The organism is Pseudoduganella rivuli (assembly GCF_009674485.1).
Taxonomy (GTDB): Bacteria; Pseudomonadota; Gammaproteobacteria; order Burkholderiales; family Burkholderiaceae_D; genus Rugamonas; species Rugamonas rivuli_B.
In genome coordinates this window covers 1-24,888 of the sequence record NZ_WKJJ01000023.1, presented here as the reverse complement: position 1 = coordinate 24,888, position 24,888 = coordinate 1, and the positions used below count along the sequence as shown (strand labels likewise).

Here is a 24,888-nt window from a genome sequence, read left to right as displayed (position 1 = left end):
TTTCGCGCCGACTTATTTGGCACTCTTCAGCCAGCGCTGGTACTGGCTGTAGTGATGGATGACGAAACCGCCAAAGGCCCGGTTGTCTTCGAAGCTGCGCTGCGCCAGCCCCAGTTCCCGCTCCATGTCCGCTTCGCGCAAGTGCTCGAACGACACCTTCTTCAATTCATTGGGCAGGGTTTCCACACCCAGCCACACGGTGCGGCCAATCGCTTTCGCGTAGGCGATTTCATCGGCGCCGTGGCTGACGATGCCGTCCGGCCCCAGCGCGTGGTCGCGGTAATCCATCAGCGCCACGTAGTCGTATACGTCCTGCACATGTTCGCTGGCGGGTTTGCGCTTGCCTTGCCATTCGAGCGCAATGCCGTCCAGCCAGAACGGGATCGCGGGACCGATCGGCAAAGTCTGGCCGGCCTGGCGCCGGGCCGCCATGATGGCGCTGCTCATGTCGAGGAAGCCGGCCAGCAGCGCCAGCCGCTGGCTGCTCCATTGCGGCAGGATATGCGGTTCGATATCGAGGTTGATGCCGTCGAAGCGCTGCTCCGGCGCCGCCTGCGCGTTATAGTCGAAAATCCGCTGTACCATGGCCAGCGCTTCTTTCCGGTGCGATGGCAGCACATAGCGTTCCGTGTGCAGGTAAGCGGAACCGAGCAATGCATAGGTCTTGATCCCGGCCCGGTGCAGGCGCTGGATCAGGCGCCCGTATAACCGCGGCTGTTCGGCAATCAGGTTGTGTCCCTGGTATGCATCCGCGTACAGGTAGACCGTCTGGATTCCTTTCTGCTGCAGGAAAGCGATGGCTGCATCCGCTTCGGATTCGCGCTGCAGCATCGCATAAGACTCGGGTTCCCAGGTCCAGATGGCGCGGGGCGCCGCCTGCGCTTGCAACATGCAGCAGGCCAGCAGCGTGGCGATCAACGCCCTCACAGCTGCACCGGCACGTGGTATTGCCCCGTGCCGACCGGCTTGCCCGTATCCGGGTGCGACGGGATCACCGACACGAAGTATTGTCCCGGCTTCAGCGCGGACGTCTTGATCTGCAAGGTGACGGGCAATTCCTGTGCGCCATCGAGCGCACCGGCTTTGCCATAGGCTTCGCCCAGTTCCCTGCCCTGCGCATCGGTCAGCACCAGCAGCGGCACGAAGGTGGCTGAGCGGCCCTGCGCATGGTTGGCAAAGCGCGCATCGACTTGCAGCATGGCGCCATCGCGGCGCATGTGCGTATTGTCGACCACCACGCCACCAAGGCCGGATGCCACCGGTGCGGTTTGCAACGAGCGGCCTTCTTCGCGGAACGCCAGCTGCGGCGCAACCGATTCCGGCGGCGCCAGCTTGCCGCTGTTTGCCATCGCATCGTTGCTGGCGATGAAGCTATCGAATTGCGCGCGCACTTGCGCCTTCGCCTGCGCATCGTCGACAGGCGCCAGGCGCATGTTGTCAGACAGCGTGTACAACTGGTTCTGCCCCAGGTACAACGGGCCGGACACGTAATCGCTCAGTTCCGTCTTGGTCTGCTTCAGCGGCAGCGCGTGCAGGTTGCGGAACCCGGTGTCCATATCCAGGCCGCTGCCCAGCCAGGTGACAGCGGCCGGCGTCTTGATGCCGTGATGGTGCGACAGGAATGCCAGCAGGGACGGCGCCAGGTCGAATTGCGACGACACGGCCTTGATTGCACGCGGCCCTTTCAGCAGCGGAGAGCAGACCAGCAGCGGCACGTGATAACGCTCGAGGCGCGTTTCCATCGGAATTTCCGGCAAGCGGTGGTCGCCGGTCACGATATAAATCGTATTGGCGTGGCCGGGCAATTGCGCGGCCTGTTCGAAGTAGTGGCGCAATGCGTCGTCCGTGTACAGGATGCTGGCATAGATGTCGCGCTGCGCGCGGTACGGCCCGCGCCGCTCTTCCGCCACGTTCAGCTGCGCCAGCCGCTGTTCCACTTTCCTGCGGTAGTCATCCTGGCTGGGGAACACAAACGGCGTATGCATGCTGTTGGTCTGCAGGATGGCGGCAAACGGCTGCCGCGTTTCACTCTTTTCCCGCGCCAGAACGAAATCGACCAGCGCACGGTCCGCATAGCCCCAGTCATTGCTGCGCTGGTAAGCCGGGCCGTAATCGCGTTCGCTGTACAGCTTATCCACGCCCGCGCTGCGCAGGTACTGGCCCTGGTTGTCGAATTCCAGGTTGGAGCCCGTATAGAACCGGGTGTGATAGCCCTGTGCCTGCAGCACGGCGGGTAAGGCCGCGTGCGGCGGCATGGCGGGCAGCGCGGCAAAACCGTTCGGGCCGTAGGGTACGGAACCCAATAGCGACGGCAGCACGGCGAACGTGCGCCCCTGCGTCGCCAGGAAGTTTTCCCAATACAGGCTGCGCTGCGCCAGTTCATCGAGGAACGGCGTGAAGCTGCCCAGCCGCGCGTTGGGGCCGGAAAAACTGCGTCCCAATCCTTCGACGACGATCAGCACGAGATTGGGCCTCTGGGCTGCATTGATGGTGAAATAGGGACCCAGCGTATCGGGCGTGCGTTCGCTGTGCAGGAAAGGATAATCGGGGCGGCTGGCCGGATCGGCCGCATGTTGCGCGGTCGCTGGCGTGGTGGCTGGCGTGGTGGCTTGCACTGCGACCGGCTTGGCGGGCGCTTCGTGCGTGCGCCAGTGATGCACGTTATCGTCAAGGAACCAGGCAGCCTTGTTGGCGGCCAGCGTGGCGGAACCTGTCGCGGCAGGCAATACGTTATCGAGCCGGGTCGGCATCAGCAACAGGCTGGCGGCCGCCATCGCGGCAAACGCCAGGCCCGCGCGCGCAGACCACCGCGGCTTGCCGCTGCGCGCATGGAAAACCAGCCAGCCCCACAACGCCGCGTGCGCAAGCGCCAGGCCGGCCAGCAACGGCGCGCCCAATGCCGGTCCGCCGGCCACGGTGGTACGGATCTCTTGCCACGAATAGGCAAACAAGTCCGCCCCCAGCGGCACGCCGGCCGATGCGTGATAGTGCATCAGCGCCGCCTGGCCCCACAGCACAATGGTCCAGCCGATGCCCAGGCCCGCCACGTGCACCCGGCGCGATGACGAACGCAGGAAAGGCCACGCCAGCAGCAACAGCGGCAAGCCATAGCGCAGCAGTGCGCTGGCGTCATAGGCAATGGCGGACCCCAGCACGCTCGATGACGCGCCAGCCCGCGCGCCCTGCGCCACTTCCGCGATACGCAAACACGCCATGGCCAGCACCAGCCCCGGCAAATAGCCGAGAAAAGATGCGGCTATCGCGCCGAACCCCTGCGGCGGCGCCGCCGCATGTGTGGGTGCGGGTTCGGCAGCGGTTACCATCGCCGGTACAGGGCCGCTGAAACGCCCTTCTCCTTGCCGCCCGTGGATTCACGCGAATAGCTGGCGCCCAGTTTGAAGCCCCAGCGCGGTGTCACGTAATGCACCCAGTTGATGCCGGTGGCGCCGGAATGCGTGCGCCCGCCCACCAGCGACAGCGTATCGTCGCTGCGCCCGCGGCTGCGCGCCAGTTCCACGTAACTGTCGCCGTCACCCCGGTAGTAATAGCGGCCCAGCAGGCGGTCGCCCGTGCCATGCGACGTCGCCGTCAGCACATTGGTATGCCGCAGCAGCAGGTAATAGTTGCCGATGTATTTGGCGATGCCGAGGCCATAGATATCGACACGCGATGCGAACAGCATGGTGTCATTGCTGGCCGACAGTTCCCAGCCACCACCGACGCTCTGGTACACCTCCGCACGCCACGAACGGTGCGGGAACAGCCGCTGTTGCGGCGCCTGCTGGTAGCGCACGTTGGCATACGCGCCGCTCCACAGGTTGGCATAGCCGTCGAGCGCCCACGCCACGTCGTGGTCGTCGAAGCGGTGCACCCGCAGGGTTTCAAACGCCAGCGAGCCGCGCGCCCAATAGCGGCGCACGGCAAAGGTCTGGTCGGCCCAGCGCTGGTCGCGCGGATCGACCCTGGTGGCGCTGCCGGACAGGCTGGCCTGCCAGTCAAAGCCGGCCGGCGCCACGGCGCCCGGCGCGGCCAATGCCAGCGCGGTGATTTTCGGCTGCATCGAATCGCGCACATCGGTAATGGCTTGCCGGTCGCCATTCAATTCCGCCGCCTTGTCCAGGTCGGCCCATGCGGGACCGGGCTGGCTGGCGTCGCGGTACGCCTTGGCGCGTGCCACGTACAGCGCGGCATCAGTCGGTTTCTGCGCAATCAGCCTGTCGTAGACCGCGATGGCTTTCGCGGGACGGTCGGTCCACATATAGATATCGGCCAGCGATGACCAGACATCGGTATAGGCCGGCGCGGCATTGGCCGCGGCCAGCATGTCCTTTTCCGCGCTCTCCCACTGCTGCATCCGGCTGTACGCCAGGCCACGGCCATACAGCACATCCACGTTATTCGGCGAAGCAGCCAGCAGACGGGTATATATCTCGACGGCCATGGCGGGCTGGCCATTATTGGCGGCATTGCGGGCTTGTTCGAACTGCTGTTCGTAACTGGCGGCAGGCGCGACGGCGGCCTGCGCGGGCGGGGCTTGATCTACGGGAGCGTAGAAAACTGGGAGCATGGAATCTCGCAGGGAAGTCGTCGGAGGGGCTGCTTTGTTTTGTACAAAAGGTAACTTAGGGCTTGGGGGGCGTCAAGGATGGCACGATTGGCGTGCGGGAGCCTGGTGATGGCGGGGAAATGGCGCGATTTGCACTTTCAGGATGGAATCGCGCCAAATTAGAGGAAATGGTCAAAATGAAATAATTGAATAGATTTCAAGCTTCTAGCATATGTAAAGTGCGTTTCTTTTTGATTAACATCCTCAGGAGAAACTGATGCACCGCATGAAGCTGTTCATTACCACCGCAATCTGTGCAATTGCCCTGTCCGCATGTGGTGGCGGCAGTGGCACGGCAGAGGCGCCGGTCGCCAAGACTTTGCAGGCGGGCCAGTCATTGACGTTGAGCGCGGGACAAAGCGTCAATGTCCCGGCCGGGACGACTGTGCAGTCCGGTACCAATACCGTTAACGTTTATGGCCATAACAATACGATCAATACGTTTGCCGGGGCCGTGGTGACGGTTTCCCCCAATGCGACCGGGCCGGCGGATAATGTGGTGACGGCGAAGTAATTTCAGGGTGCGGTGGACGTAATGCCAATGGCTAAAGAAGCGATAGCTGCCTTGCGGCTAAAATGCGTCCATGCCAAGCAAACCACCCAAATTCCCCGGCCCGCTGACTTCCAGGGGCGCCGTGCTGGCCGTGCTGCTGTCGAACGACGACCAGACCGGCGCCGAACCGCTGCAAGGCCGCGTTACGCTCGCCGCCATCGTCAAGACCCTCAAGCGCAAGTATCACTGGCCCATTGAGGCCAGCAGCTTTCCGGCCAATGCTGCTGATGGGCGCGCTACTTGGGCCACGGTGTATAGTTTGCCGCCGGCTGTCATCGCTGCGGCACTCGATGCTGGCGGCCGGGAGTGGCTGGAACGGCGTACCGTCGCCAAGGGCGCGCCGCGTGGCGCTGGTTGATGCCGCTGACACAGCGGCTACATGGCAAGCAACCCTACAAGGCAACAAGGGCTTACATTGCGGCTGCCGGAACCACACTACAGAGCTAGATTGCTGTCCTTTTTTGAAGAAATACCGCCAAAACGAAAAGTGCTGCGCGGCTGGCGCTCTTGGCCAACGCACTTCTTAACCGCGTGCACCGCAAAAGCGATCCGGTGCAAACGGATCGCTTGCAAACGCCGGTGCTGGACATAGAATGAAAGCCTCATATTTGGGAATCGCTCCCACGAGGGCATGCATCGCGCATGTCCCTATGCACTCAGCGGCATAGGCGTTGCGGTCGTCACCCGCCTGCATATTGAGCGCTGAAACGCGCTTCCGTAAGTCGATCAAGCTGGTGTTGCACGGCAACGTGGCCAGCGACTAGAAAAAGCCACCGGAATCCGGTGGCATGTTTTACCGGTCAGCGCCCTTGCGGCGCTATATGGCAAGGAAATTTCTTGCATCGATAGGCCCGCACGTCCCTTGCGTGCGTTTGCGGGCCGCATCAAGCCCTGGGTTGCGTTCTGCGCGACTGGCATGCTCCAGTAGCGGTATCGCTGGAAGCCAGCACACGCATGAGTCGCCAACGCTGGCGCTTCCGACTCCCGGTGACCGTCGCACACCATGCGACGCCAATATCACCAAGAACTGTTGTCTCGGATGCGAGCACGCGCGTCATTACTGGCGGCGTGCTACCAGTGACGACGCGCCGCATGGGGCTTAAACCCAGGCGGCAAGCGGCTTTTTTCCACGTGATGGTGGTCAGTGACGGGGCCAAGCGCCCCACTTCGCCAGCAAGCCTTGCGAAGTCCTTTGCCCGCTTCGGGCTGGTTAGTTGTTTCGATACGTGCACGAGGTGCACTCCATGGACCCTGGGTGATTGGTCCCCGCTGCGGCAGTTCCCTCCGGGAACGCGCAGCGGTGCCACACGCGCATGCGGCGCGGGCAGGCAGTACAGCAACCGCAAACACGGGGGTGGTGCCCCGAGGCCTTTATACAAACCTGTCCTGCTGCGGCAGTACGGGCGGCCAGAAACACTGACCAGACTGACTTACACCACGCAGCATCGTTGTTCATTGAAACCGAAAGATCGGAAGGAGGACTTTGCCATGCAGGACTTGAACCATCAGCTTAAGCAACTGTGCCACCGCAACCGGGACGGCAGCTTTGCGACGCAGGCCGACCGCGAGCGTTTATTGACCTTGTGCGCGAACGACCTGGCCGCACGCGGCTTCCAGCATTTGCATGCCGACAGCCTGAAGCCGAAGCATGTGGCGGCGCTGCTCAACAAGTGGAAGCAGGACGGCGTCAGCACCGGGACGATTAAAAACCGCATGAGCGCTTTGCGATGGTGGGCCGAGAAGGTCGGCAAGGACAACGTCATTGCGCGCTCCAACGCCGCTTACGGCATCGCGGAGCGGATGTTTGTCACCAATGTCTCGAAGGCCAAGGTGCTGGACGCCGATATGCTGGCCCGCGTGACCGATCCCTATACGCGGATGTCCTTGCAGTTGCAGGCGGCGTTTGGCCTGCGGCGAGAGGAAAGCATCAAGATCAAGCCGGGGTGGGCGGACTGCGGGAGCTTCTTGCGGTTGCAGGATAGCTGGACCAAGGGTGGCAAATATCGTGAGGTGCCGATTACGACCGCGCAGCAGCGCGCCGTGCTGGATGCGGCCCAGGCACTGGCCGGCAAAGGCAGCTTGATTCCGGCGCAGATGCAGTATCGGGATCAGTTGAACCGCTTTCGGGCGCAGTGCGATAAGGCGGGCATCCATGGGGTGCATGGGCTGCGGCACGAGTATGCGCAGCGGCGGTATGCGGAATTGACCAGCTGGCAGTGTCCCGCAAATGGCGGCAGCACATCGAAGCAACTAGCAGCCGCCGATAAGCAAGCCGATCAGGATGCGCGGCTCACGTTATCGAAGGAGATGGGCCATTTTCGCGAGCAGGTCACCTCGATTTACTTGGGCAGATGACAGATCAATTCAAGCACTACTTTTTCCTAGCCAACTTCTTTTCAAGAACGACAGGAACAATCATGACTACGACCAGAAAATTCCTCCGCTTGCCAGCGGTGATCGAAGCCACCGGATGGTCTCGCGCCACGATTTGGCGGAAAGTAAAGGCAGGTGTGTTGCCCGCACCGATTCCCATTGGCCCTAAGTCAATCGCTTGGGATGCAGAGGAAATTGCCCAATGGCAGCAGCGCTGCATTCATGCCAGCCGTGGTAGCAGTTGACCGCCCTCATAGCATCACATCACAGTTAAGACTCAACAGACGACCGTCAGCGCCCGTTTGAAAGGGCGCTCCCGCCATCGCCTCCGCATTATGAATCTCGAGTACAAATCTCGAGTACAGCCCCCTCAGTCGCAGTTCCAGAGCCGAACAATATCGCCGCCTCCTGCTCTATGCCTGAGGTAAACATGAGCAAAAGTCTTTGAGATGGCTGGACGCCCTCTTCCGGTCCATTCCTCCTCGATCTCATCGATCGTCCCAGCATCAAGCCAAGGCGATTCGAGGCTTACGACCAAAATTCCCGGCCCATAGCGTTTCAGCAATGGCTGATACGATACCTTCCCGGCCTTTTGCTGGAGTAGATCGCAGAAGTTCACGGCGAACTGCTTGTCCATGCCCATGTATAGCCCTGACTCCATGGGTATGTGCCCCTTTATCGAATTGTAACTACTTAGGTCTTTCGCCCACTCGTTGGAAAAAAACGCAGCAGTGACCTCCATCCACGTGATCATCGAGCCGTCTGAAAGAATTGCATCTGGCGGCTCGGGACGCGAGATCACTTCCAATTTGAGGGCATGGAGTCTGTTGTGCTCAGTCAGTCCAGCGCGCAAAACAGCGTCTTCATGGGCTTTTTTGATCTCAGCGCGGCTCTTCACAATCTACCCCATGCTATTTCATAAATTAGAAATATAACATAAAATTACTTACAGGAACTCTTTTCGCCGAATTCGAACTTATTGTCATTTCATCATCCGTTTCGTGGTATTCGGGTAAGCTATTCCTATTATCATAGGAGTATCAAATAAACTCACTGGGTACGTACACTATGACTTATCGGTCAACCCATTCCTAGGTTTTTTACTTTAAATCACTCATTTCGTCTATGGACTCGGTAAAAGTCAACTACCCCAACAAAAAAACGATGAGAGTTCATATAAACAAGAATAGTTACGGGAAAACCAATTGGCAGATTTAAAATTAGTCAAGAAATCAAGGTTACCAACGCGATTGAATGTTATCTTTATTCATGGACTGAATGGCGACCCAGTTTCAACTTGGCAAAGCTCGGAAACTATACCGCAATTTTGGCCTAGCTGGCTATATGCCGATTTCGACGACATTGCTATTTGGACCATAGGATATGAGGCTCCAAAGACGCGCTGGTTTCCTTCAAAAACCGCGATGGCGATCCAAGATCGGGCGACTAACATCCTAGAGCTATTAATGGCAAAAGAGCAGCCAATGGAAGCTGAGATAGTCTTGGTTGGTCATAGCATGGGAGGCTTGATAATTAAGCAAATGCTAAGAACCGCCGATTCCCTTTCATCTATAAGATCTGATGCCGCGAAGTTTTGCGACTTGGTACGCCATGTTGTATTTATCGCGACACCACACGCTGGTTCGGGCCAAGCAAGTCTCATGAATACCCTACGTGTTTTAACTAGGCCTTCAGCCGCAACGGAAGGTCTTGTGCGAAATAGCCCGGCCTTAAGAGATCTAAACTTGTGGTATCGAGAATGGGTTGCCAATAAAAGTATTACCCACTTAATTCTTGTCGAAACGAAGTCAACTGGATATATCGGCACCATTGTAAAAGAAGATAGCAGTGACCCAGGTTTACAAACCCGGCCAATTCCGATTGATGCAGACCACTCTTCAATATCGAAACCTGCCACAAAGCAATCGGATGTTTATATTCATATAAGAAAACTTCTTTCTCAATAAATGCTGGAAAAACGTCAACAATTTGACTGAGATACGTATTGTGGCAAATTTAAAGCTTGAGGTAAGTGGCAACCAACCAACGAGACTAAACGTCTTGTTCATTCATGGTAACGGTGGAGGCCCCAAAACGAGCTGGGAGAATGACAGTATTCCACGTGAACTGTGGATCAAATGGTTTGCTAAAGATCTGCCTGCCGTGTCGATTTGGACAGTCGGATACGAAGCAGCGAATTCTCTTTGGACCTCTGAGTCTTCTATGGCGCTACCAGATCGTGCGCTGAACATCTTAGAGCTAATTTTAGCCCATAGCGAATTGAAAGGGCCCGAGGTCGCACTGGTGGGACACAGTACAGGCGGCCTTCTCATCAAGCAAATGATGAGGACAATTAGCTCACTTGCTTCCAGTCGCGTTGATGCAGCGGAATTTCAGACTCAAGTTCGACGCGTGGCATTGATTGCAACGCCCAACTCGGGTACGGACCAAGCATCCCTTAAAGATAGGTTTCGGATTTTTACCCGGCCATCAGCGGCTGCCGTAGAGTTAGTAAGAAATAACCCTGGATTACGAGACTTAAATCACTGGTACCGAGAGTGGGCCATTACCAAAGGAATTCGTCATTTGATTCTTACGGAAACTAAACCTACTAGCTGGTTTTGGGGACTAATTTCCAAGCCAGATAGCAGTGATCCCGGACTATCAAGTCGTCCGATTCCGATCGATGCAGATCATTTTTCGATCTGCAAACCACACAGTCGTGCCAGCGAAGTATACGTCCATCTCAGAAAATTCCTTGCTGAGTCGTTCAATGCCATACATCCAGATCAAATTGTTAAAAATATTCTTGATCAAAACTCCCGCACCATAACGAGCATCGAAGAAGGCCAATCTGAGATCCTTCAAATTACCAATCTGAATCACGATTTACTGATACAGATTTCTGAAAAAACCGAAGGTCCACCTAATCCAAAAGTAGTTCCTCTAGTCGATGCCGAGATAGAATCGCGACTAAATAGGTTGAGGAAATGCAGATTCTTTCATGAATTCGACCGTGTTGCGGAGGCAAAGAAATTATATAGCGCCGTATTAACTGGCGGGTTAGTATATGGCTCAACTACTTTACGCGCCAGAGCGTTAGCTTGGTGCGCAAGAGTTCTTGCCGATCCCGAGCACCGTTGCGAGGCCCGTACGTTACTGAGATCTGCTTCAGAATTAGCCGATTGCAAAGAGACACAAGTCGCCGAAAGTATACTTTTGCGATTAGAAGGACAATATAGCCAAGCTCAAATTGCGCTTTCAAGGTCTGAAGATCCATTATCCCGTTCTGCGCGTTTCATAATTGCGCAACAGGAATTAGGATCTTCTTCAGCATTGGAGTGGGCCGCTAAGTCTGAACTAGATTTTGGCAGCTTAGACGGCGATGGAAAATTTTTCTGGGTCACTTCATTAATTGCCAGCGAAAAATGGGAAGATGCTCTGAATTTAGCAGCTACTATCCATGAAGCCGACTTTGAACAATCTCCAGTTCTTCTGTTCACTGCCGCACTGTCAAACCTGTTCCTAGCAGTACCTGCTGAACTACGGAAAGGTCTCGAGTCCCATATTCCATTTGAATTAGATACTTTTCCGCTCAATGATGATGAGCATGAAATATTACTAAGAAGAAAGGCAAGAGATTTATTCCTACGCGCTTCAATCGCCGCCAAAGACCTTTTTTGCCGTGAATTGGAACATACTGCCTCTGATTACCATTTGTGGTTAATGCTCAGAGATCCTGAGAGTAAAGATGAAGGTCTCAATTTACTCAAAAGAAGCTTGGACCACAGTGAGTATCCATTAAGACGTGTGAATTTTGCGTTCAGGTTTGGCTTAAAGTTGGATTTTGATTCTGTCGAACGTGAAATTGATAAGCAAGACGCTATTAACGGTGGTGCATCCTTAGATGCAGCCTTTGCTCGACTTGTATTGACATTAAATCAAGGCACGCCGCTAGCGGTGTTGAAATATTTGTCACAACACAGACCTCAGCTGCAGGGCCATCTTATTCCTGATTTGCTTGATAGTATTGAAATTCAAGCACTTACCTCTAGCGGTCAACTAGAACTGGCCGAAGAGAAAATTGTTAAACTCAAAGAAAGCGGCGTGCCCGAGAGCACCTTGGAAAAACTTCGACGGTTCATTGCCGGTGCAGCGGGAAGTGATGCCAGTGTAACAGCACGTATTATTCAGTACAAAGAATCGAAAAAGATATCTGACCTATCATCCCTTGTTGATGCGCTTCTTCAGAATAAAGACTGGGATCAACTGGTGCAATACTCTGGCGAACTATACACACAAACAAAATCTATCGGAGATGCCGAAACGTTGGTAATCGCGCTTGAAAATTCAGGCATGTGCGATAAGTTAGAGCAATTTCTAAGCGCACATACTGCCATTATTGAGCAGTCAGAAATTCTGATGACATCATGGAGTTGGGTATTATTTCGGGCCGGAAGGCTATACGAAGCATCAAACGTGCTGCAGCACCTTTTATCTCAAAGGGACGACCGAAGAGATAGATTGCTTGAAGTGAACATAGCCATTGCCTCTGGCGCTTGGGAGTCTTTAGCCGAGTTTGCTGAGAAGCAGTGGAAAAATAGAGAAAAGCGGAGCGCTGAGGAATTAATGCACAGCGCGCGTATTGGATTACATATCTCAGCACCACGTGCCAAAGACCTAATGCTCGCTGCGATAGAAATTTCGCCAACCAGTCCACAAATCCTGCTCGACGGCTATATGCTTGCAACGGAAGCTGACTGGGATTTGGGCGAGATTTCTTCATCTTGGCTGAACAGAGCGGCAGAATATTCAGGAGACGATGGCCCAGTTCGCAAATTATCTTTAAAAGAAGTAGTAGATTCACAACCAGACTGGAATCGCCGCGCGACTGAGACAATCAAGAATACTATCTCAGGTGAAATGCCGACATTCTTAGCTGCAAAAATGCTGAATCGTACGTTAGTTGACCTCGTGTTGGCGAACGGGATACTAAACATCAATCAGGCCGACACGCGTCGTCGAGCAATTATCTCCGCGTTTAGTGGTGCTCGAGTACCTGTAGCAATTTCGAACGGACATCTGGCGCTTGATGCCACTGCGATTTTGACACTAGGTCGACTCGGATTATTGGATAAATTAAAGTCTACATTTAAAACCATTTCGATTCCACATTCAACCTTACCATTATTCTTTAAGGAAAGAAAAAAGGTTAAATTCCACCAGCCATCACAGATAAAACGATCCATTTTCACCCTTCAATTAATTTCACTTGGTGAAATATTCATTTCATCTGAAAAAGCTCCAATTAACTCTGATCTAGCCTTTGAAATTGGCAACGAGCTTTCTGCACTGATTTCCGAAGTTTCTATGAAACGGAATGATGGCTATACCAATCACTTTGTAGCCACTTCATTCCCAGTGCATCGAGTGGGATCACTTCGTGAAGAGGAAGTAGACTTAAGCGCTTATTCCGATATTTTATGCCACGCTGGAAGCGTTCTAAATAAACTTATAACCATGGGGCATATTACGATTCGCGAGCAACAACTTGCAACCGACTATTTGAAAATGCAGGGTCAACTCACATGTTGCAACATTGAACTTCCTGACGGTGCAACTGTTTACTTCGATGATTTGACTTTCATACACTTGTATCATGCAGGGATACTGAATCACTTGCATAAATCGGGGCTAAAAGTGTATTTATCACCTGCTTCAGTAGCGCATGCTAAATCCTTGATTGACTTCGAGCACTTAGCACCTGAGCAGCTAACAGTAATTGACGATATTAAATCGTACCTAGAGACCGGGATTGCCGAGGGTGATATTGTATTATCGCCTGCGCCTAAAGATTCCGACATTTCTGATTACGAGTTGATCGCCCACCCATCTCTTTCTGTATTCCAGAATATTGAAAACATTGATATTCTTATGGTGGATGATAGGTATTTGAATCACCACACACTCCTTTCTGACAATACTACTAAGAAAGAAACTCCGATAATAACCTCCATTGACTTACTTAGCTCATGGAATTATTCCGGAGTTCTACGAAAAGAGCAATTTTATGGAGCAATGACCACATTACGGCGAGCTTGTTATGTGTTTGTTCCGATTGATCTGCTCGAGTTACAGTATTACTTTGAATTATCTACCGTTCGCGACGGCGTTATCATCGAGAATGCTGAACTTAGGGCAGTCCGTGAATATCTATTAAAGATCAGGATGTCAGATGCATTAAGAATTCCGAAGGAGGGTCCTTGGCTTGAGAGCATCATGCGGGTTTTTACTACTTCCTTGAAGAACCAATGGTTGAGTGGAGTGAGTGAAGACATTGCAGCAGCAAGATCGAACTGGCTCTGGAAGCAAATTGATGCTCTTGAATGGGCATCAATTCTTCCTGAAGATACGAGTTTTGAAAATGCAATTCACCAATATAAAATGCAAAATATGTTACTTATTTTGAATTTGACAAATGTGGATTCTCTAGAATTACGCAACAGATATTGGCGCTGGTTAGAGAGAGATGTTATCTTCAATTTAAAGAGTAATCACCCCGACGTATACGGAGATATTCTCACATGGTGCGGCAACACGATTGCGGAAATCGCCTCCAAAGACTACACACTGGAAGATAACGATGAGTTACGATGATGAAGTGAAGATGACGCTAATGGCGTTAAAATTCTACCCACCATCGATTCAGGATGACTTAATAAGACGAAAATCTTGTGGGGTCGACTTATCTGAAGCGACATCCAATTGGATATCGTTTGGATCTGATGCATTGTCTTTTCTTCGAAAAAATATTTTTGATGCTATTAGAGATCTCTATCAAAAAAAAGAACAAGTTAGCATTTCAGACAAATCCGGACGGGAGTGGGTTTTAGTTAACTCTGACTTACCAACTAGAGCTAGCATTAAATTCCAACACGCTGACATCAACTTCGTTGTTTCAGATTGCTTTGCTTTGCACCCCGACCCTGAAGTTCGGAGTGTAATATTTAAGACTTTTGCATTTAAAGTCGGCATGACCAAACCTAAGCGCCTGCACTGGCTAAATTTAGTTTTAGCGAGAGCCTTGCACGATGAAGAACTATCTCAGTTGCTAGACGAATTAGCTACTTCACCTGGAGGGATTGATCAGATAATCCTGGAACGAATGAAGAGTGGGGAGGTGGACTATCCCACGCTCATTCCTGATTTCGAGTCCTATTACGAGGACCTTGTAGGTGCTGTTGGGCAGAATGAAGATATTTTCTCATTTTCAAAGATGGTATCTAAGAGAAAATTTGATGAAATTATCGATTTTGAACGAACTGAAGGTCTGAAGAAGATTCTTCGTCAATCCGCACATTCTTCCTTAGTAGATTCGATTGCATTAAATTCGTTTCAGATTAATGAATTAGAAGACACATTTGAATGGCTATCCAATAACGCCGATGTTCTCTCAAAAATTGGCGCCGTTGAACTAGCTTTGACTTATTATAACTGCAACCTCAAGATTGCCGGCTATGCCGTTCAAATGATTAAGTCTATAGTGGATGATGATCTTTCAGCATCTGGAGAACTTTCTCAGTTTTGCGACTTAGTATTTTTGGTAGGTGGTGAGTTAGCGCGAAATGGACTTTTTATTTCCTCCCCCCCATATTGGCGACGACTAGCAATTTTTTCGCATGCGGCCTCCATAAACTGGGCGGTTTTGAAAAATAAAACCAATGTAATTCACCTTTCCGAAACTCAATGCCACAGCCGGAAGCCTCTTTTTTTTATTCAAACTTTAATTGACCTCCGTAAGGAACCTAGATGGCAATCTGATTATCTCAATCCCGCACAACTTAAGGCGGAGTTTCTTGGACGAATATTGATGACAGCCCAGCGAAACTCCACGACTTTACATGAATATCTTAGGGAATATATTCTTCAATCCTCTGAATTAAAGAATGAAGTACATTTCCCCTTTGCATATCTTCCCGGCCCACTAGAGGGGGGCATGGAATCCGCAGTGATGCTGCCTCATGATTTAAGTGAGGCAATTGAAACTGCACTTTCGTCTTTGCCACTGGAGCTTTCGTCTTTCATTCCCCTTGTAAATTCGGCGCTCGTTTTCAAGCTAAATGAAGAGCAAGCAAATTTGGCGGCAAAGGCTTTGAGGGCGGCAAATTATCAATTACGTTCGGCTAATAACACAGATAATTTCGCGGCAGTTCTGAATGGCCTTGCTACCGTCGCAGCTGCCGCCAGAAATCCAGCACTCGCAGATGAGATAATTATTTTAATGCGAGTACAAAGGAATTGCTCTGAGCAATCGTTGAGTGCTGATCAAGCTCTTACAATCGGATTAATTTCCGCTGCAGCTAGGTCGAATGAACGAGATTGGATGGACTTCATCGGAAAATTGCTTAATGAACTTAGCTTCCAAGATCTTAGCCAAGTGGAGGCGCGGACGATTCGTTTTGTATTGCTTCAGCTTTGCCGACTAAAACCCGATCTTTGGCGGTATTGCGGAGGAGCCCATGCGGCCCTTCAGTCGATTTTGCCTCAAAGCATCTAGAATTTATTGATAATTTAAAATATTTTTAAGTTAGAAGCTTGCCTTGAATCGGCGAATATCCTTGCCCACTGCCTTCCCCGCCCACTATTCTGCACTGCCATGGAGCGGAATAACTTTAGCCCCAATCCGCAACTTATCCAGATAATCAGCCCATCGCTGCATCATTTCTCGTCTGGCGGGTAAATGCGACGTCCGGTTATACGCACGTCCCAGCGGATCGCGCACCGTATGAGCAAGCTGATGCTCGATCAGGTCGGGACGTTCCCCCAGCACTTCATCCAGAATGGTCCTGGCCATGGCGCGAAAACCATGGCCGGTCATGACTTCCTTGCTATACCCCATGTAGCGTAACGCGGCATTGATGGTGTTTTCGCTCATGCAAGCCTTGCTGCGCAGGCTAGGGAACACATACCGCCCATCGCCAGTGATCGGGTGCAGATCGCGTAAGATGTCCACCGCTTGCCTGCTGAGCGGCACAAGATGCTCGATCTTCATTTTCATCTTGGCCGCAGGTATCCGCCACTCAGCCGCATCCAGATCGAATTCCGTCCACTCGGCAGCCCGCAGCTCGCCAGGGCGAACAAACACCAAGGGGGCCAGTTTGAGCGCCGCCACAGCCGCAGGAAAGCCGTGGTAATCGTAAATGGCGCGCATCAGCGCCCCGACTTGCTTCGGCTCCGTGATGGCAGAGAAATTCCGCCGCACGGTCGGCGCGAGAGCGCCACGCAAGTCAACGGTAACGTCGCGCTCCACCAAGTCGAGCGCCACAGCGAACCGGAATATCTGCCCGCAGAGCTGTTTCACCCGATGGGCAGACTCAACCGCGCCCCGCGCCTCCATTTTCTGCATGGCGGCCAATACGTCACGCGGCTTGATGTCGGCAATCGGCTTTTTCCCGATCATGGGCAAGAGATTCTGGTCCAGCCAGCGCTGCACCTTCTCTTGCGTACTGGCTGTGCGGGTCGGTGCAATTTTCACCATCCATTGCTTGGCCACCACTTCGAAGGTTTGCAGGGCGGCGGAACTTCTGGCGAGGTGCGCCTCCTGTTTTGCCAGGCTGGGATCGATGCCCTCGGCCAACAATGTGCGGGCCTCATCGCGCCGCTTGCGTGCGCTGGCCAGCGAGACAGCCGGGTAAACGCCCAGCGCCAGGGTCTTGCGCTTGCCAAGGTAGCGGTAGTCCAAGCGCCAGTATTTCCCAGCCTGCGTCACCAGCAGGTACACGCCGCCGCCATCGGCATACTTGTCGCCAGTCGGCTTGTTGGGCTTGACCAGCCGGGTGAAGGAATCGGTGAGTGCCATGGCTGCCTCCCTGACGGCATCTCACTTTTGCGCTGACGGCGTATACCGTCAGAAATGCCGGTATTTCCGTGCGCTTGCGCGCTACATCGTAAGCCTACCCGGGACAACAAAAAACCCGCGCTCCCTATGAGAGAGGCGGGTTTTCGATACTGCCTGATACAACTTGCATCAGTAACTTGGTGCCGGCTGCCGGTTTCGAACTGGCCACCTGATGATTACAAATCAACTGCTCTACCAAATGAGCTAAGCCGGCGTAAACTTTTCAGCGCGGATTATACGCTATTTGATACGCGTCAGGGTAGGACGGCCGCCCTTTTTCGGCGGTTCGCCTCCGTCGTCCGGGGCGTCCGTGCCGTTGGTGTCGGCGGGACGGGACTCGGCTGACGGCGCCGGGCTTGGCACGGGGGCCAGCGTTGGCGCCGATGGGGCTGGCGCCGGGGCGGCTGGCGGTTCGTACTGGCCCAGTTGCGGCTCGAACGCCATGCCCTGGCCGTTTTCGTTGGCATAGATGGCCATGACGTTATTCACCGGCACGAAAATTTCGCGCGACACGCCGCCGAAGCGGGCGTGGAAGCGGATGCTGTCATTGTCCATCTTCAGCCCCGAAGTGGCGCCAAAGCTGATGTTGAGCACAATTTCGCCCTTCTTCACGTATTCCATCGGTACCGTGGTGGCGGCATCGACTTTGACGGCCAGGTAAGGCGTATAGCCGCTGTCGGTGCACCACTCGTAGATGGCGCGCAGCATGTAGGGCTTGGTGGAGATATCTGCCATGGTATTAACGGCGCATGACCTTTTCAGACGGGGTCAGCGCTTCGATGTAGGCTGGACGCGAGAAGATACGCTCGGCGTATTTCATCAGCGGCGCAGCGGTTTTCGACAGTTCGATACCGTAGTGATCCAGGCGCCACAGCAGCGGAGCCACGGCCACGTCCAGCATCGAGAATTCGTCGCCCAGCATGTACTTGTTCTTCAGGAACAGCGGCGCCAAGGTGGTCAGACGGTCGCGGATTTCCGCGCGTGCCTTGTCGTGGCTCTTGTCGTTGGCCTTGGCACGCTCGGATTCCAGCGTGTGCACGTGCACGAACAGTTCTTTTTCGAAGTTGAACAGCATCAGGCGGGCACGGGCGCGCATCAGCGGGTCGGCCGGCATCAGTTGCGGGTGCGGGAAGCGCTCATCGATGTACTCATTGATGATGTTCGATTCGTACAGGATCAGTTCGCGCTCGACCAGGATCGGCACCTGGCCATACGGGTTCATGGTCGAGATGTCTTCCGGCTTGTTGAACAAGTCCACATCGCGCACTTCGAAATCCATGCCTTTTTCAAACAGGACCAGGCGGCAGCGTTGCGAGAAGGGGCAGGTCGTACCCGAGTAGAGAACCATCATTTTTGTAGTTCCTTAGAAACAAAATGGGATGTAGCCGCAAAAGCGGCTCACCCCAAGGAGCGCGCCCGCCTCGCGGGCGGCGCAAAACATAATGAAGGCCCGAACGAGCCGGGCCGCCATACTCTTATTTAACTTCCTTCCAGTACGATGCGTTCAGGCGCCACGCCAGGAGCACAAAGCAGGACAGGAACAGCAACACCCAAACGCCCAGGCGTTTGCGGGTTTGCTGGGCAGGTTCAGCCATCCACTCCATGTAGCCCACCAGGTCCGCCACGGCCGTGTCGAACTCCAGCTTGCTCATCGAGCCAGCTTTCACCTGCTCAAAACCAACGAATTTGTGCACTTTCTTGCCTGGATCGTGTGGATCCGCTTCCTCTGCAAATTTGGCGCTTTGTACGCCCTGCAATTCCCACAGGACGTGCGGCATTGCCGCGTTTTGCAGTACCAGGTTGTTCCAGCCGGTCGGCCGGTTGTCATCCTTGTAGAAAGTACGCAGATAAGTATACAGGTAGTCGCCACCCGTGCCTGCGGACGAAGCTTTGGCGCGCGAAATCACGGACAAATCCGGTGGAACGGCGCCGAACCAGGCCTTGGCATCCTTGGCCGGCATTGCCGTCGTCATCATTTCGCCCACTTTTTCAGCAGTAAACAACAGGTTGCCCTTGATCTGCTCTTCCGTCAGGCCCAGGTCTTTCAACCGGTTATAACGCATCGAAGACGCATTATGGCAGTTCAGGCAGTAGTTCACAAACAACTTGGCGCCATTTTGCAGGGCAGCCATGTTGGTCGAGCGGTCCGGCGCCTTGTCCAGCGGGTGGCCGCCCTCGTTGGCCAGCGCCAGTCCGGGGACGACCAGTGCCAGGATTGCAATTAACTTTTTAGCAAAATTCATGTACATGTCCTCTTCAGCGATGGTCGGCTATCAATGCGCGTGGTACGTGACGCGGGATGGGACCTGTTTGAACTGGCCCATTTCGCTCCACCATGGCATCAGCAGGAAGAAGGCAAAGTAGTACAGCGTGCACACTTGCGACACGACGGTGCCGATCGGGCTCGGCGGCTGGGTACCCAGGTAGCCCAGCGCGATGAACGCGATGCCGAACAGCATGTATACATATTTATGCCAGTCCGGACGGTAGCGGATCGATTTCACCTTGGAGTGGTCCAGCCATGGCAGGAAGGCCAGGATCACGACCGACGAACCGAAGAACACCACGCCCCAGAATTTCGCATCCAGCACGGAAGGCAGCATGCCGACGATAGCCACCAGCGCCACCACGGCGATGACGGTCTTGACCATGCCGGACAGGCGCGACTTCAGCCACAGGAACGCCACGTAAGCGGCCACGGCAAACATCAGCACCCACATGAAGTCGGCGGTGGTGGCGCGCAGCACCGAGTAGAACGGCGTGAAGTACCAGGTTGGCGCAATATGCAGCGGGGTCTTCAGCGAATCGCCTGGCAGGAAGTTGTTGTACTCCAGGAAATATCCGCCCATTTCCGGCGCGAAGAACACCACCGTCGAGAAGATCAGCAGGAACACCGACACGCCGAACAGGTCGTGCACGGTGTAGTACGGGTGCGATGGGATCGAATCGACCGGGTGGCCGTCCGGGCCCAGGTTTTCCTTGACTTCGATGCCGTCCGGATTGGACGAGCCCACTTCGTGCAGCGCGATCAAGTGCGCCGCCACCAGGCCCAGCAGGACCAGCGGAATCGCGATCACGTGGAACGCGAAGAAGCGGTTCAGCGTCGCGTCGGACACCACGTAGTCGCCGCGGATCCACAGCGACAGGTCTGGGCCGATCAGTGGAATCGCGCCGAACAGGTTGACGATCACCTGCGCGCCCCAGTACGACATCTGGCCCCATGGCAGCAGGTAGCCGAAGAACGCTTCGGCCATCAGGCACAGGAAGATGGCGAAACCGAACAGCCAGATCAGTTCGCGTGGCTTGCGGTACGAACCGTACAGCAGGCCGCGGGTCATGTGCAGGTAGACAATGATGAAGAACGCGGACGCGCCGGTCGAGTGCATGTAGCGCACCAGCCAGCCCCACGGCACTTCACGCATGATGTATTCAACCGAACCGAAGGCCAGGTTGGCGTCCGGCTTGTAGTGCATGGTCAGGAAAATACCGGTAACGATCTGCAGCACCAGCACCAGCATGGCCAGCGAGCCGAAGATGTACCAGAAGTTGAAGTTCTTGGGAGCGTAGTACTTGCCCCACTGGTCGTTCCACAGTTTGGTCAGCGGAAAACGGTCGTCGACCCAGCCCAGGGCCTTTTGCGCGGCCGGTGCATTGGCAGGAAACTTGGTTTCTTTAAATGCACCCATGGTTATGCCTCGCCTTTCTGGTCTTTACCAATGATCAGCTTGGTGTCGCTCAGGTACATGTGGCGTGGCACAGGCAGGTTGTCCGGCGCAGGCTTGTTCTTGAACACGCGGCCGGCCAGGTCGAAGGTGGAACCGTGGCAAGGGCACAGGAAGCCGCCAGCCCAGTCATCCGGTAGCGACGATTGCGGGCCCGGCACGAACTTGGTCGATGGCGAGCAGCCCAGGTGGGTGCAGATGCCGATCGCGACCAGGTATTCCGCTTTAATCGCGCGCGCTTCGTTGCGGCAGTATTCTGGCGTGAATTCGTCAGGATTACGTTTCGATTGGGGATCGGCCACCTGGCCGTCGGTTTTTTTCAGCGATGCGATCATTTCCGGCGTGCGGCGCAGGATCCACACCGGCTTACCACGCCATTCCACCGTCTTCATCTCGCCCGGCTGCAGAGAGCTGATGTCGACTTCAACCGGCGCGCCGGCTGCTTTCGCCCGTTCGGACGGCTGGAAGGTACTGACCAAGGCGCCCGTGGCAGACAAACCTACTACGCCGCCCGCTGCACATGTGGCAGCCAGCAAACCGCGTCGGCCGGGATCGACCTGCTTTTCGATACTCATACACAAACCCCAATCATCAAATTGCGAAATAGTTGTTATACGACTACTGAGCTTGCAGCAACCTTAAATTGTAGGACAAAAGTTTTTTGAATTAAAGGAAAACGTAGTATTTGTGTAAATTCTGCCCCACATCGTGCAACGCCGTCCATGGCTAAATTGTCCTAGCGATATCCACCCAGCAATGTGTTGTGAAAAGCAACAGATTGCAGCTATGATCGACTGGTCAATTAATCGGGAGTATGCATATGGGCATGATGCAGGAGTTCAAAGAATTTGCCATGAAGGGCAATGTGGTCGATCTCGCGGTCGGTGTGATCGTCGGTGCGGCATTCAGCAAGATCGTCGATTCGCTGGTGCAGGACATCATCATGCCGCCCATCGGCAAACTGATCGGGGGCCTGGATTTCGCCAATTACTACTTGCCCCTGAATGGCCAGGCGACGAGCTTGTCGCTGGCGGAAGCCAAAAAACTGGGCGCGGTGCTGGCGTACGGTAACTTCCTGACCATCCTGCTAAACTTCATCATATTGGCGTTCATCATCTTCCAGATGGTGCGCCTGCTGCAAAAAGCCCGTCGTGACGAGCCGCCGGCCGCGCCGGCCGAGCCGCAGCCGACCGCGGAAGATATCGTGCTGCTGCGTGAAATCCGCGACGCGCTGAAGCAGAAGTAAGCGACAATGGAAGTGTTCCCGATGGCCCGTCACCGGGGATGATCATCGGGATGACTATCATGCGACGCCTCTGGTTGTTGTTTGCGCAAACGGTGACCGTGGTCCTGGCGCTGTATTTCGTCTACAACGCGGTACGGCCCGACGCGGCCAGCCTGCCGGCTGCGGTACGGCAACTTGGCACGGGCAGTGCCCGCCCTGTCACGTTGCTGGAAGCGCCGAACGGCCCCCCTTCGCCCGGCTCGTACCGCCTGGCGGCATCGCGCGCGATGCCGGCGGTCGTCAACGTCCTGACCACCAAGGCGCCAAGGCGCAAGCATCCACTGTCGCGCGACCCGTTTTTCCGCCGCTTCTTTGAGCGCGGCGAACGGGGTGGCGAACCGGGTGAACGCGACGACGGCGACGATGACCAGTCCAGCCTGGGTTCGGGCGTCATTGTCAGTCCGGCCGGCTATATCCTCACCAACAACCACGTGGTGGACGCCGCCGACGATATCCAGGTGGTGTTGCCGGACGGCCGCAAAGGTACGGCCAAAGTCGTCGGGACGGACCCGGAAACCGACTTGGCCGTGATTAAAATCGAACTCGACAAGCTGCCCGTCATCGTGCTGGGCCATGCGGAATCCGCGAAAGTGGGCGACGTGGTGCTGGCGATCGGCAATCCGTTTGGCGTCGGCCAGACCGTCACCATGGGGATTATTTCCGCGCTGGGCCGGAATAACCTGCGCATCAATAATTTCGAGAATTTCATCCAAACCGACGCCGCCATTAATTTCGGCAATTCCGGCGGCGCGCTGATTGATACCAACGGGAATTTACTCGGCATTAATTCCGCGATTTATTCGCAAACCGGCGGTTCGGTCGGCATTGGCTTTGCCATTCCCGTGTCGACGGCAAAATCCGTCATGGATGCCATCATTGCCTCCGGCCACGTGGTGCGGGGCTGGATTGGCGTGGAATCGCAGGAAATCACGCCGGAACTGGCGGAAAGCTTCGGCTTGCAGCGCACCAGTGGCGCCATCATCGCCGGCGTGGTGCGCAATGGTCCCGCCGACAAGGCCGGCATCAAGCCGGGCGACATCCTGGTCTCGGTGGAAGGCAAGGACGTGCACGACACCAACGAGATGCTGAACCTGATCGCCGCCCTGCAGCCGGGCGGCAAGGCCACCATGCGCGTACTGCGCAAGAGCCGGGAAACCGAGCTGGCGGTCACCGTGGGCAAACGGCCGGTGGCGAAGTAATAGCGAAGTAATGGCGAAGTGAACGGGGCGACGGCATAATGGCCCGTCTCCATCCCGATATTTCGACACCCTCATGCACCTGCGCGACCTGAAAAATTACCTCACCGAGCTGGCCGACAACAACAACCGTCCCTGGTTCATCATGAACAAGCCGCGCTACGACATCCTGCGCGAAGAGTTCCTGCAACTGGTGACCCAGCTGATCGTCGAACTGGGCAAGTTCGACCCGGCCGTCAAGTTTTGCAATCCCAAGAAAGCCATGTTCCGCATCAACCGCGACGTGCGCTTCGCCAACGACAAAAGCCCGTACAAGACCCGCTTCTCGGCCGCCATCGCCCCCAACGACATGCGGCGCCCGTCGAAAGCCGGCGGTCCCACCTATTATTTCCAGCTCGACGGCGAGGGTCGCCTGCTGTTCGGCGCCGGCGAATACATGCCGCCACCGCACCGCATCAAGGCGCTGCGCCGCGCCATGGTGGAAGACGCGGCCGGATTCAGCAAGGTGCTGAAGAATAAGCACCTGAAGATGCGCTACGGCACCATCCAGAATGAAGGCAAGCTGCAGCGCCCGCCCAAGGGTTTCGACGCGGACCACGAACACATTGAATACATCAAGCTGAAAAGCTTTTTCGTGTGGACCGAGATCGATCTCGACTTGAACAAGCCGGATTTGCTGCTGCCATTGATTGCCAATGGCATGAAGGACGCCTATCCGCTGGTGCAGTGGATGCGCGCGGCGCGCGTCGATGAAGAAGAGGAGGCGGCATGACCAGTTCAAAACGCATCGCCGTCATTGCCGGCGACGGCATCGGCAAGGAAGTGATGCCGGAAGGCTTGCGCGTCCTGCGCGCGGCCGCCGCCAAATTCGGCCTGGCACTGGAGTTCACGGCATTCGACTGGGCCCACTGCGATTACTACCGGCAACACGGCAAGATGATGCCGGATGACTGGTTCGACCAGTTGAAGGGCTTTGACGCGATCTATTTCGGCGCGGTCGGCTGGCCCGATACCGTGCCGGACCATATTTCACTGTGGGGTTCGCTGATCAAGTTCCGCCGCGAGTTCGACCAGTACGTGAACTTGCGGCCCGTGCGGCTGATGCCCGGCGTGCCGTGCCCGCTGGCCAATAAAAAGGTTCTTCACGGATTGCCGGGAAACGCTGCTTTGATCTTCAGGAAGAAGAATTCCGAGTCGCGATAGCCATAGGCCATCCGTTTCATTACCTTTATCTTGTTGTTGATGCCCTCGAGCT

General features: G+C 55.0%; 21 protein-coding genes, 1 tRNA gene and 1 pseudogene. 11 read left to right on the top strand and 12 right to left on the bottom strand.

The annotated features are described in order from the left end of the window. Positions 1-12 precede the first annotated feature (12 nt). The 3 genes from GJ700_RS28800 to GJ700_RS28790 are packed head-to-tail and all read right to left on the bottom strand — an operon-like array spanning position 13 to position 4,567. Positions 13-927 (bottom strand): hypothetical protein, encoded by a 915-nt coding sequence (locus GJ700_RS28800; RefSeq protein WP_371868181.1) that lies wholly within the window; start codon positions 925-927, stop codon positions 13-15. Then, positions 924-3,323: an LTA synthase family protein gene (locus GJ700_RS28795; RefSeq protein ID WP_154380535.1), complete on the bottom strand. Its 2,400-nt coding sequence runs from the start codon at positions 3,321-3,323 to the stop codon at positions 924-926. Before GJ700_RS28795 ends, GJ700_RS28800 begins: the two co-directional genes overlap by 4 nt. Next, complete coding sequence (locus GJ700_RS28790; RefSeq protein ID WP_154380534.1) at positions 3,317-4,567, bottom strand: YaiO family outer membrane beta-barrel protein; 1,251 nt, start codon at positions 4,565-4,567, stop codon at positions 3,317-3,319. Before GJ700_RS28790 ends, GJ700_RS28795 begins: the two co-directional genes overlap by 7 nt. A gap of 265 nt (positions 4,568-4,832) precedes the next feature. On the opposite strand from GJ700_RS28790, the gene GJ700_RS28785 reads away from it, so the two are divergent. The 4 genes from GJ700_RS28785 to GJ700_RS28770 all read left to right on the top strand — a co-directional run bounded on the left by GJ700_RS28785 (position 4,833) and on the right by GJ700_RS28770 (position 7,777). Then, positions 4,833-5,120, top strand: coding sequence for a hypothetical protein (locus GJ700_RS28785; RefSeq protein ID WP_154380533.1), 288 nt, complete (start codon positions 4,833-4,835; stop codon positions 5,118-5,120). 70 nt (positions 5,121-5,190) lie between these two features. Beyond that, positions 5,191-5,517 carry a hypothetical protein gene (locus GJ700_RS28780; RefSeq protein WP_154380532.1) on the top strand — a complete coding sequence of 109 codons (327 nt, stop codon included), beginning with the start codon at positions 5,191-5,193 and terminating at the stop codon, positions 5,515-5,517. Between the two features lie 1,130 nt (positions 5,518-6,647). Then, on the top strand, positions 6,648-7,514 hold the full coding sequence (locus GJ700_RS28775; protein ID WP_154380531.1) for a phage integrase N-terminal domain-containing protein: 867 nt from the start codon (positions 6,648-6,650) through the stop codon (positions 7,512-7,514). A gap of 62 nt (positions 7,515-7,576) precedes the next feature. Next, the gene (locus tag GJ700_RS28770; protein ID WP_154380530.1) at positions 7,577-7,777 is read left to right on the top strand and encodes a helix-turn-helix transcriptional regulator; all 201 of its coding nucleotides are present in this window, start codon (positions 7,577-7,579) and stop codon (positions 7,775-7,777) included. Between the two features lie 125 nt (positions 7,778-7,902). Here GJ700_RS28770 and GJ700_RS28765 read toward each other — a convergent pair whose 3' ends face one another. After that, positions 7,903-8,430, bottom strand: a complete 528-nt coding sequence (locus tag GJ700_RS28765; RefSeq protein ID WP_154380529.1) for a hypothetical protein — start codon at positions 8,428-8,430, stop codon at positions 7,903-7,905. A gap of 307 nt (positions 8,431-8,737) precedes the next feature. Here GJ700_RS28765 and GJ700_RS28760 point away from each other — a divergent pair, with 307 nt between their 5' ends. From GJ700_RS28760 to GJ700_RS28750, 3 genes are all read left to right on the top strand, one after another. After that, positions 8,738-9,499 (top strand): esterase/lipase family protein, encoded by a 762-nt coding sequence (locus GJ700_RS28760; RefSeq protein ID WP_154380528.1) that lies wholly within the window; start codon positions 8,738-8,740, stop codon positions 9,497-9,499. A 256-nt stretch (positions 9,500-9,755) separates the two neighbouring features. Next, positions 9,756-14,189, top strand: a complete 4,434-nt coding sequence (locus tag GJ700_RS28755) for an HTH domain-containing protein (protein WP_154380527.1) — start codon at positions 9,756-9,758, stop codon at positions 14,187-14,189. After that, on the top strand, positions 14,176-16,089 hold the full coding sequence (locus GJ700_RS28750) for a hypothetical protein (RefSeq protein ID WP_154380526.1): 1,914 nt from the start codon (positions 14,176-14,178) through the stop codon (positions 16,087-16,089). Before GJ700_RS28755 ends, GJ700_RS28750 begins: the two co-directional genes overlap by 14 nt. Positions 16,090-16,173: 84 nt before the next feature. Here the strand turns inward: GJ700_RS28750 and GJ700_RS28745 are convergent, their stop codons facing one another. The 7 genes from GJ700_RS28745 to petA all read right to left on the bottom strand — a co-directional run bounded on the left by GJ700_RS28745 (position 16,174) and on the right by petA (position 21,727). Further along, the gene (locus GJ700_RS28745; RefSeq protein WP_154380525.1) at positions 16,174-17,391 is read right to left on the bottom strand and encodes a tyrosine-type recombinase/integrase; all 1,218 of its coding nucleotides are present in this window, start codon (positions 17,389-17,391) and stop codon (positions 16,174-16,176) included. Positions 17,392-17,568: 177 nt separating this feature from the next. Next, positions 17,569-17,644, bottom strand: a tRNA-Thr gene (locus GJ700_RS28740). Positions 17,645-17,670: 26 nt separating this feature from the next. Continuing rightward, positions 17,671-18,165, bottom strand: coding sequence for a ClpXP protease specificity-enhancing factor (locus tag GJ700_RS28735; RefSeq protein WP_154380524.1), 495 nt, complete (start codon positions 18,163-18,165; stop codon positions 17,671-17,673). Positions 18,166-18,169: 4 nt separating this feature from the next. After that, a complete protein-coding gene (locus GJ700_RS28730; RefSeq protein WP_050409980.1) occupies positions 18,170-18,781 on the bottom strand; it encodes a glutathione S-transferase N-terminal domain-containing protein in 612 nt (203 codons plus the stop codon). Positions 18,782-18,905: 124 nt separating this feature from the next. After that, positions 18,906-19,673 carry a cytochrome c1 gene (locus GJ700_RS28725; protein ID WP_154380523.1) on the bottom strand — a complete coding sequence of 256 codons (768 nt, stop codon included), beginning with the start codon at positions 19,671-19,673 and terminating at the stop codon, positions 18,906-18,908. Positions 19,674-19,703: 30 nt separating this feature from the next. Beyond that, complete coding sequence (locus GJ700_RS28720) at positions 19,704-21,116, bottom strand: cytochrome b (protein ID WP_154380521.1); 1,413 nt, start codon at positions 21,114-21,116, stop codon at positions 19,704-19,706. 2 nt (positions 21,117-21,118) lie between these two features. Then, entirely contained in the window at positions 21,119-21,727 is a 609-nt protein-coding gene (gene petA, locus GJ700_RS28715; protein ID WP_154380519.1) for a ubiquinol-cytochrome c reductase iron-sulfur subunit, read from the bottom strand. Between the two features lie 245 nt (positions 21,728-21,972). On the opposite strand from petA, the gene mscL reads away from it, so the two are divergent. The 4 genes and pseudogenes from mscL to GJ700_RS28695 form a co-directional block, all read left to right on the top strand. Beyond that, entirely contained in the window at positions 21,973-22,398 is a 426-nt protein-coding gene (mscL, locus tag GJ700_RS28710) for a large conductance mechanosensitive channel protein MscL (RefSeq protein ID WP_154380517.1), read from the top strand. Between the two features lie 59 nt (positions 22,399-22,457). Then, positions 22,458-23,636 (top strand): Do family serine endopeptidase, encoded by a 1,179-nt coding sequence (locus GJ700_RS28705; RefSeq protein WP_154380516.1) that lies wholly within the window; start codon positions 22,458-22,460, stop codon positions 23,634-23,636. 73 nt (positions 23,637-23,709) lie between these two features. Then, entirely contained in the window at positions 23,710-24,405 is a 696-nt protein-coding gene (locus GJ700_RS28700) for a DUF2461 domain-containing protein (RefSeq protein ID WP_154380514.1), read from the top strand. Next, positions 24,402-24,827: pseudogene (locus tag GJ700_RS28695) on the top strand (isocitrate/isopropylmalate family dehydrogenase); the annotation flags it as partial. The gene GJ700_RS28700 and the pseudogene GJ700_RS28695, both read left to right, overlap by 4 nt. Here the strand turns inward: GJ700_RS28695 and GJ700_RS28690 are convergent. Then, on the bottom strand, positions 24,776-24,888 hold a 113-nt coding region (locus GJ700_RS28690; RefSeq protein WP_154379529.1), incomplete at its 5' end, for a transposase. The pseudogene GJ700_RS28695 and the gene GJ700_RS28690 overlap by 52 nt on opposite strands.

Coding starts and splice junctions, on each gene's coding strand:
- petA (WP_154380519.1), bottom strand. CDS start 21,727: ATGAGTATCGAAAAGCAGGTCGATCCCGGCCGACGCGGTTTGCTGGCT.
- mscL (WP_154380517.1), top strand. CDS start 21,973: ATGGGCATGATGCAGGAGTTCAAAGAATTTGCCATGAAGGGCAATGTG.
- GJ700_RS28790 (WP_154380534.1), bottom strand. CDS start 4,567: ATGCTCCCAGTTTTCTACGCTCCCGTAGATCAAGCCCCGCCCGCGCAG.
- GJ700_RS28785 (WP_154380533.1), top strand. CDS start 4,833: ATGAAGCTGTTCATTACCACCGCAATCTGTGCAATTGCCCTGTCCGCA.
- GJ700_RS28700 (WP_154380514.1), top strand. CDS start 23,710: ATGCACCTGCGCGACCTGAAAAATTACCTCACCGAGCTGGCCGACAAC.
- GJ700_RS28735 (WP_154380524.1), bottom strand. CDS start 18,165: ATGGCAGATATCTCCACCAAGCCCTACATGCTGCGCGCCATCTACGAG.
- GJ700_RS28795 (WP_154380535.1), bottom strand. CDS start 3,323: ATGGTAACCGCTGCCGAACCCGCACCCACACATGCGGCGGCGCCGCCG.
- GJ700_RS28725 (WP_154380523.1), bottom strand. CDS start 19,673: ATGAATTTTGCTAAAAAGTTAATTGCAATCCTGGCACTGGTCGTCCCC.
- GJ700_RS28750 (WP_154380526.1), top strand. CDS start 14,176: ATGAGTTACGATGATGAAGTGAAGATGACGCTAATGGCGTTAAAATTC.
- GJ700_RS28720 (WP_154380521.1), bottom strand. CDS start 21,116: ATGGGTGCATTTAAAGAAACCAAGTTTCCTGCCAATGCACCGGCCGCG.
- GJ700_RS28770 (WP_154380530.1), top strand. CDS start 7,577: ATGACTACGACCAGAAAATTCCTCCGCTTGCCAGCGGTGATCGAAGCC.
- GJ700_RS28775 (WP_154380531.1), top strand. CDS start 6,648: ATGCAGGACTTGAACCATCAGCTTAAGCAACTGTGCCACCGCAACCGG.
- GJ700_RS28755 (WP_154380527.1), top strand. CDS start 9,756: ATGGCGCTACCAGATCGTGCGCTGAACATCTTAGAGCTAATTTTAGCC.
- GJ700_RS28780 (WP_154380532.1), top strand. CDS start 5,191: ATGCCAAGCAAACCACCCAAATTCCCCGGCCCGCTGACTTCCAGGGGC.
- GJ700_RS28730 (WP_050409980.1), bottom strand. CDS start 18,781: ATGATGGTTCTCTACTCGGGTACGACCTGCCCCTTCTCGCAACGCTGC.
- GJ700_RS28745 (WP_154380525.1), bottom strand. CDS start 17,391: ATGGCACTCACCGATTCCTTCACCCGGCTGGTCAAGCCCAACAAGCCG.
- GJ700_RS28705 (WP_154380516.1), top strand. CDS start 22,458: ATGCGACGCCTCTGGTTGTTGTTTGCGCAAACGGTGACCGTGGTCCTG.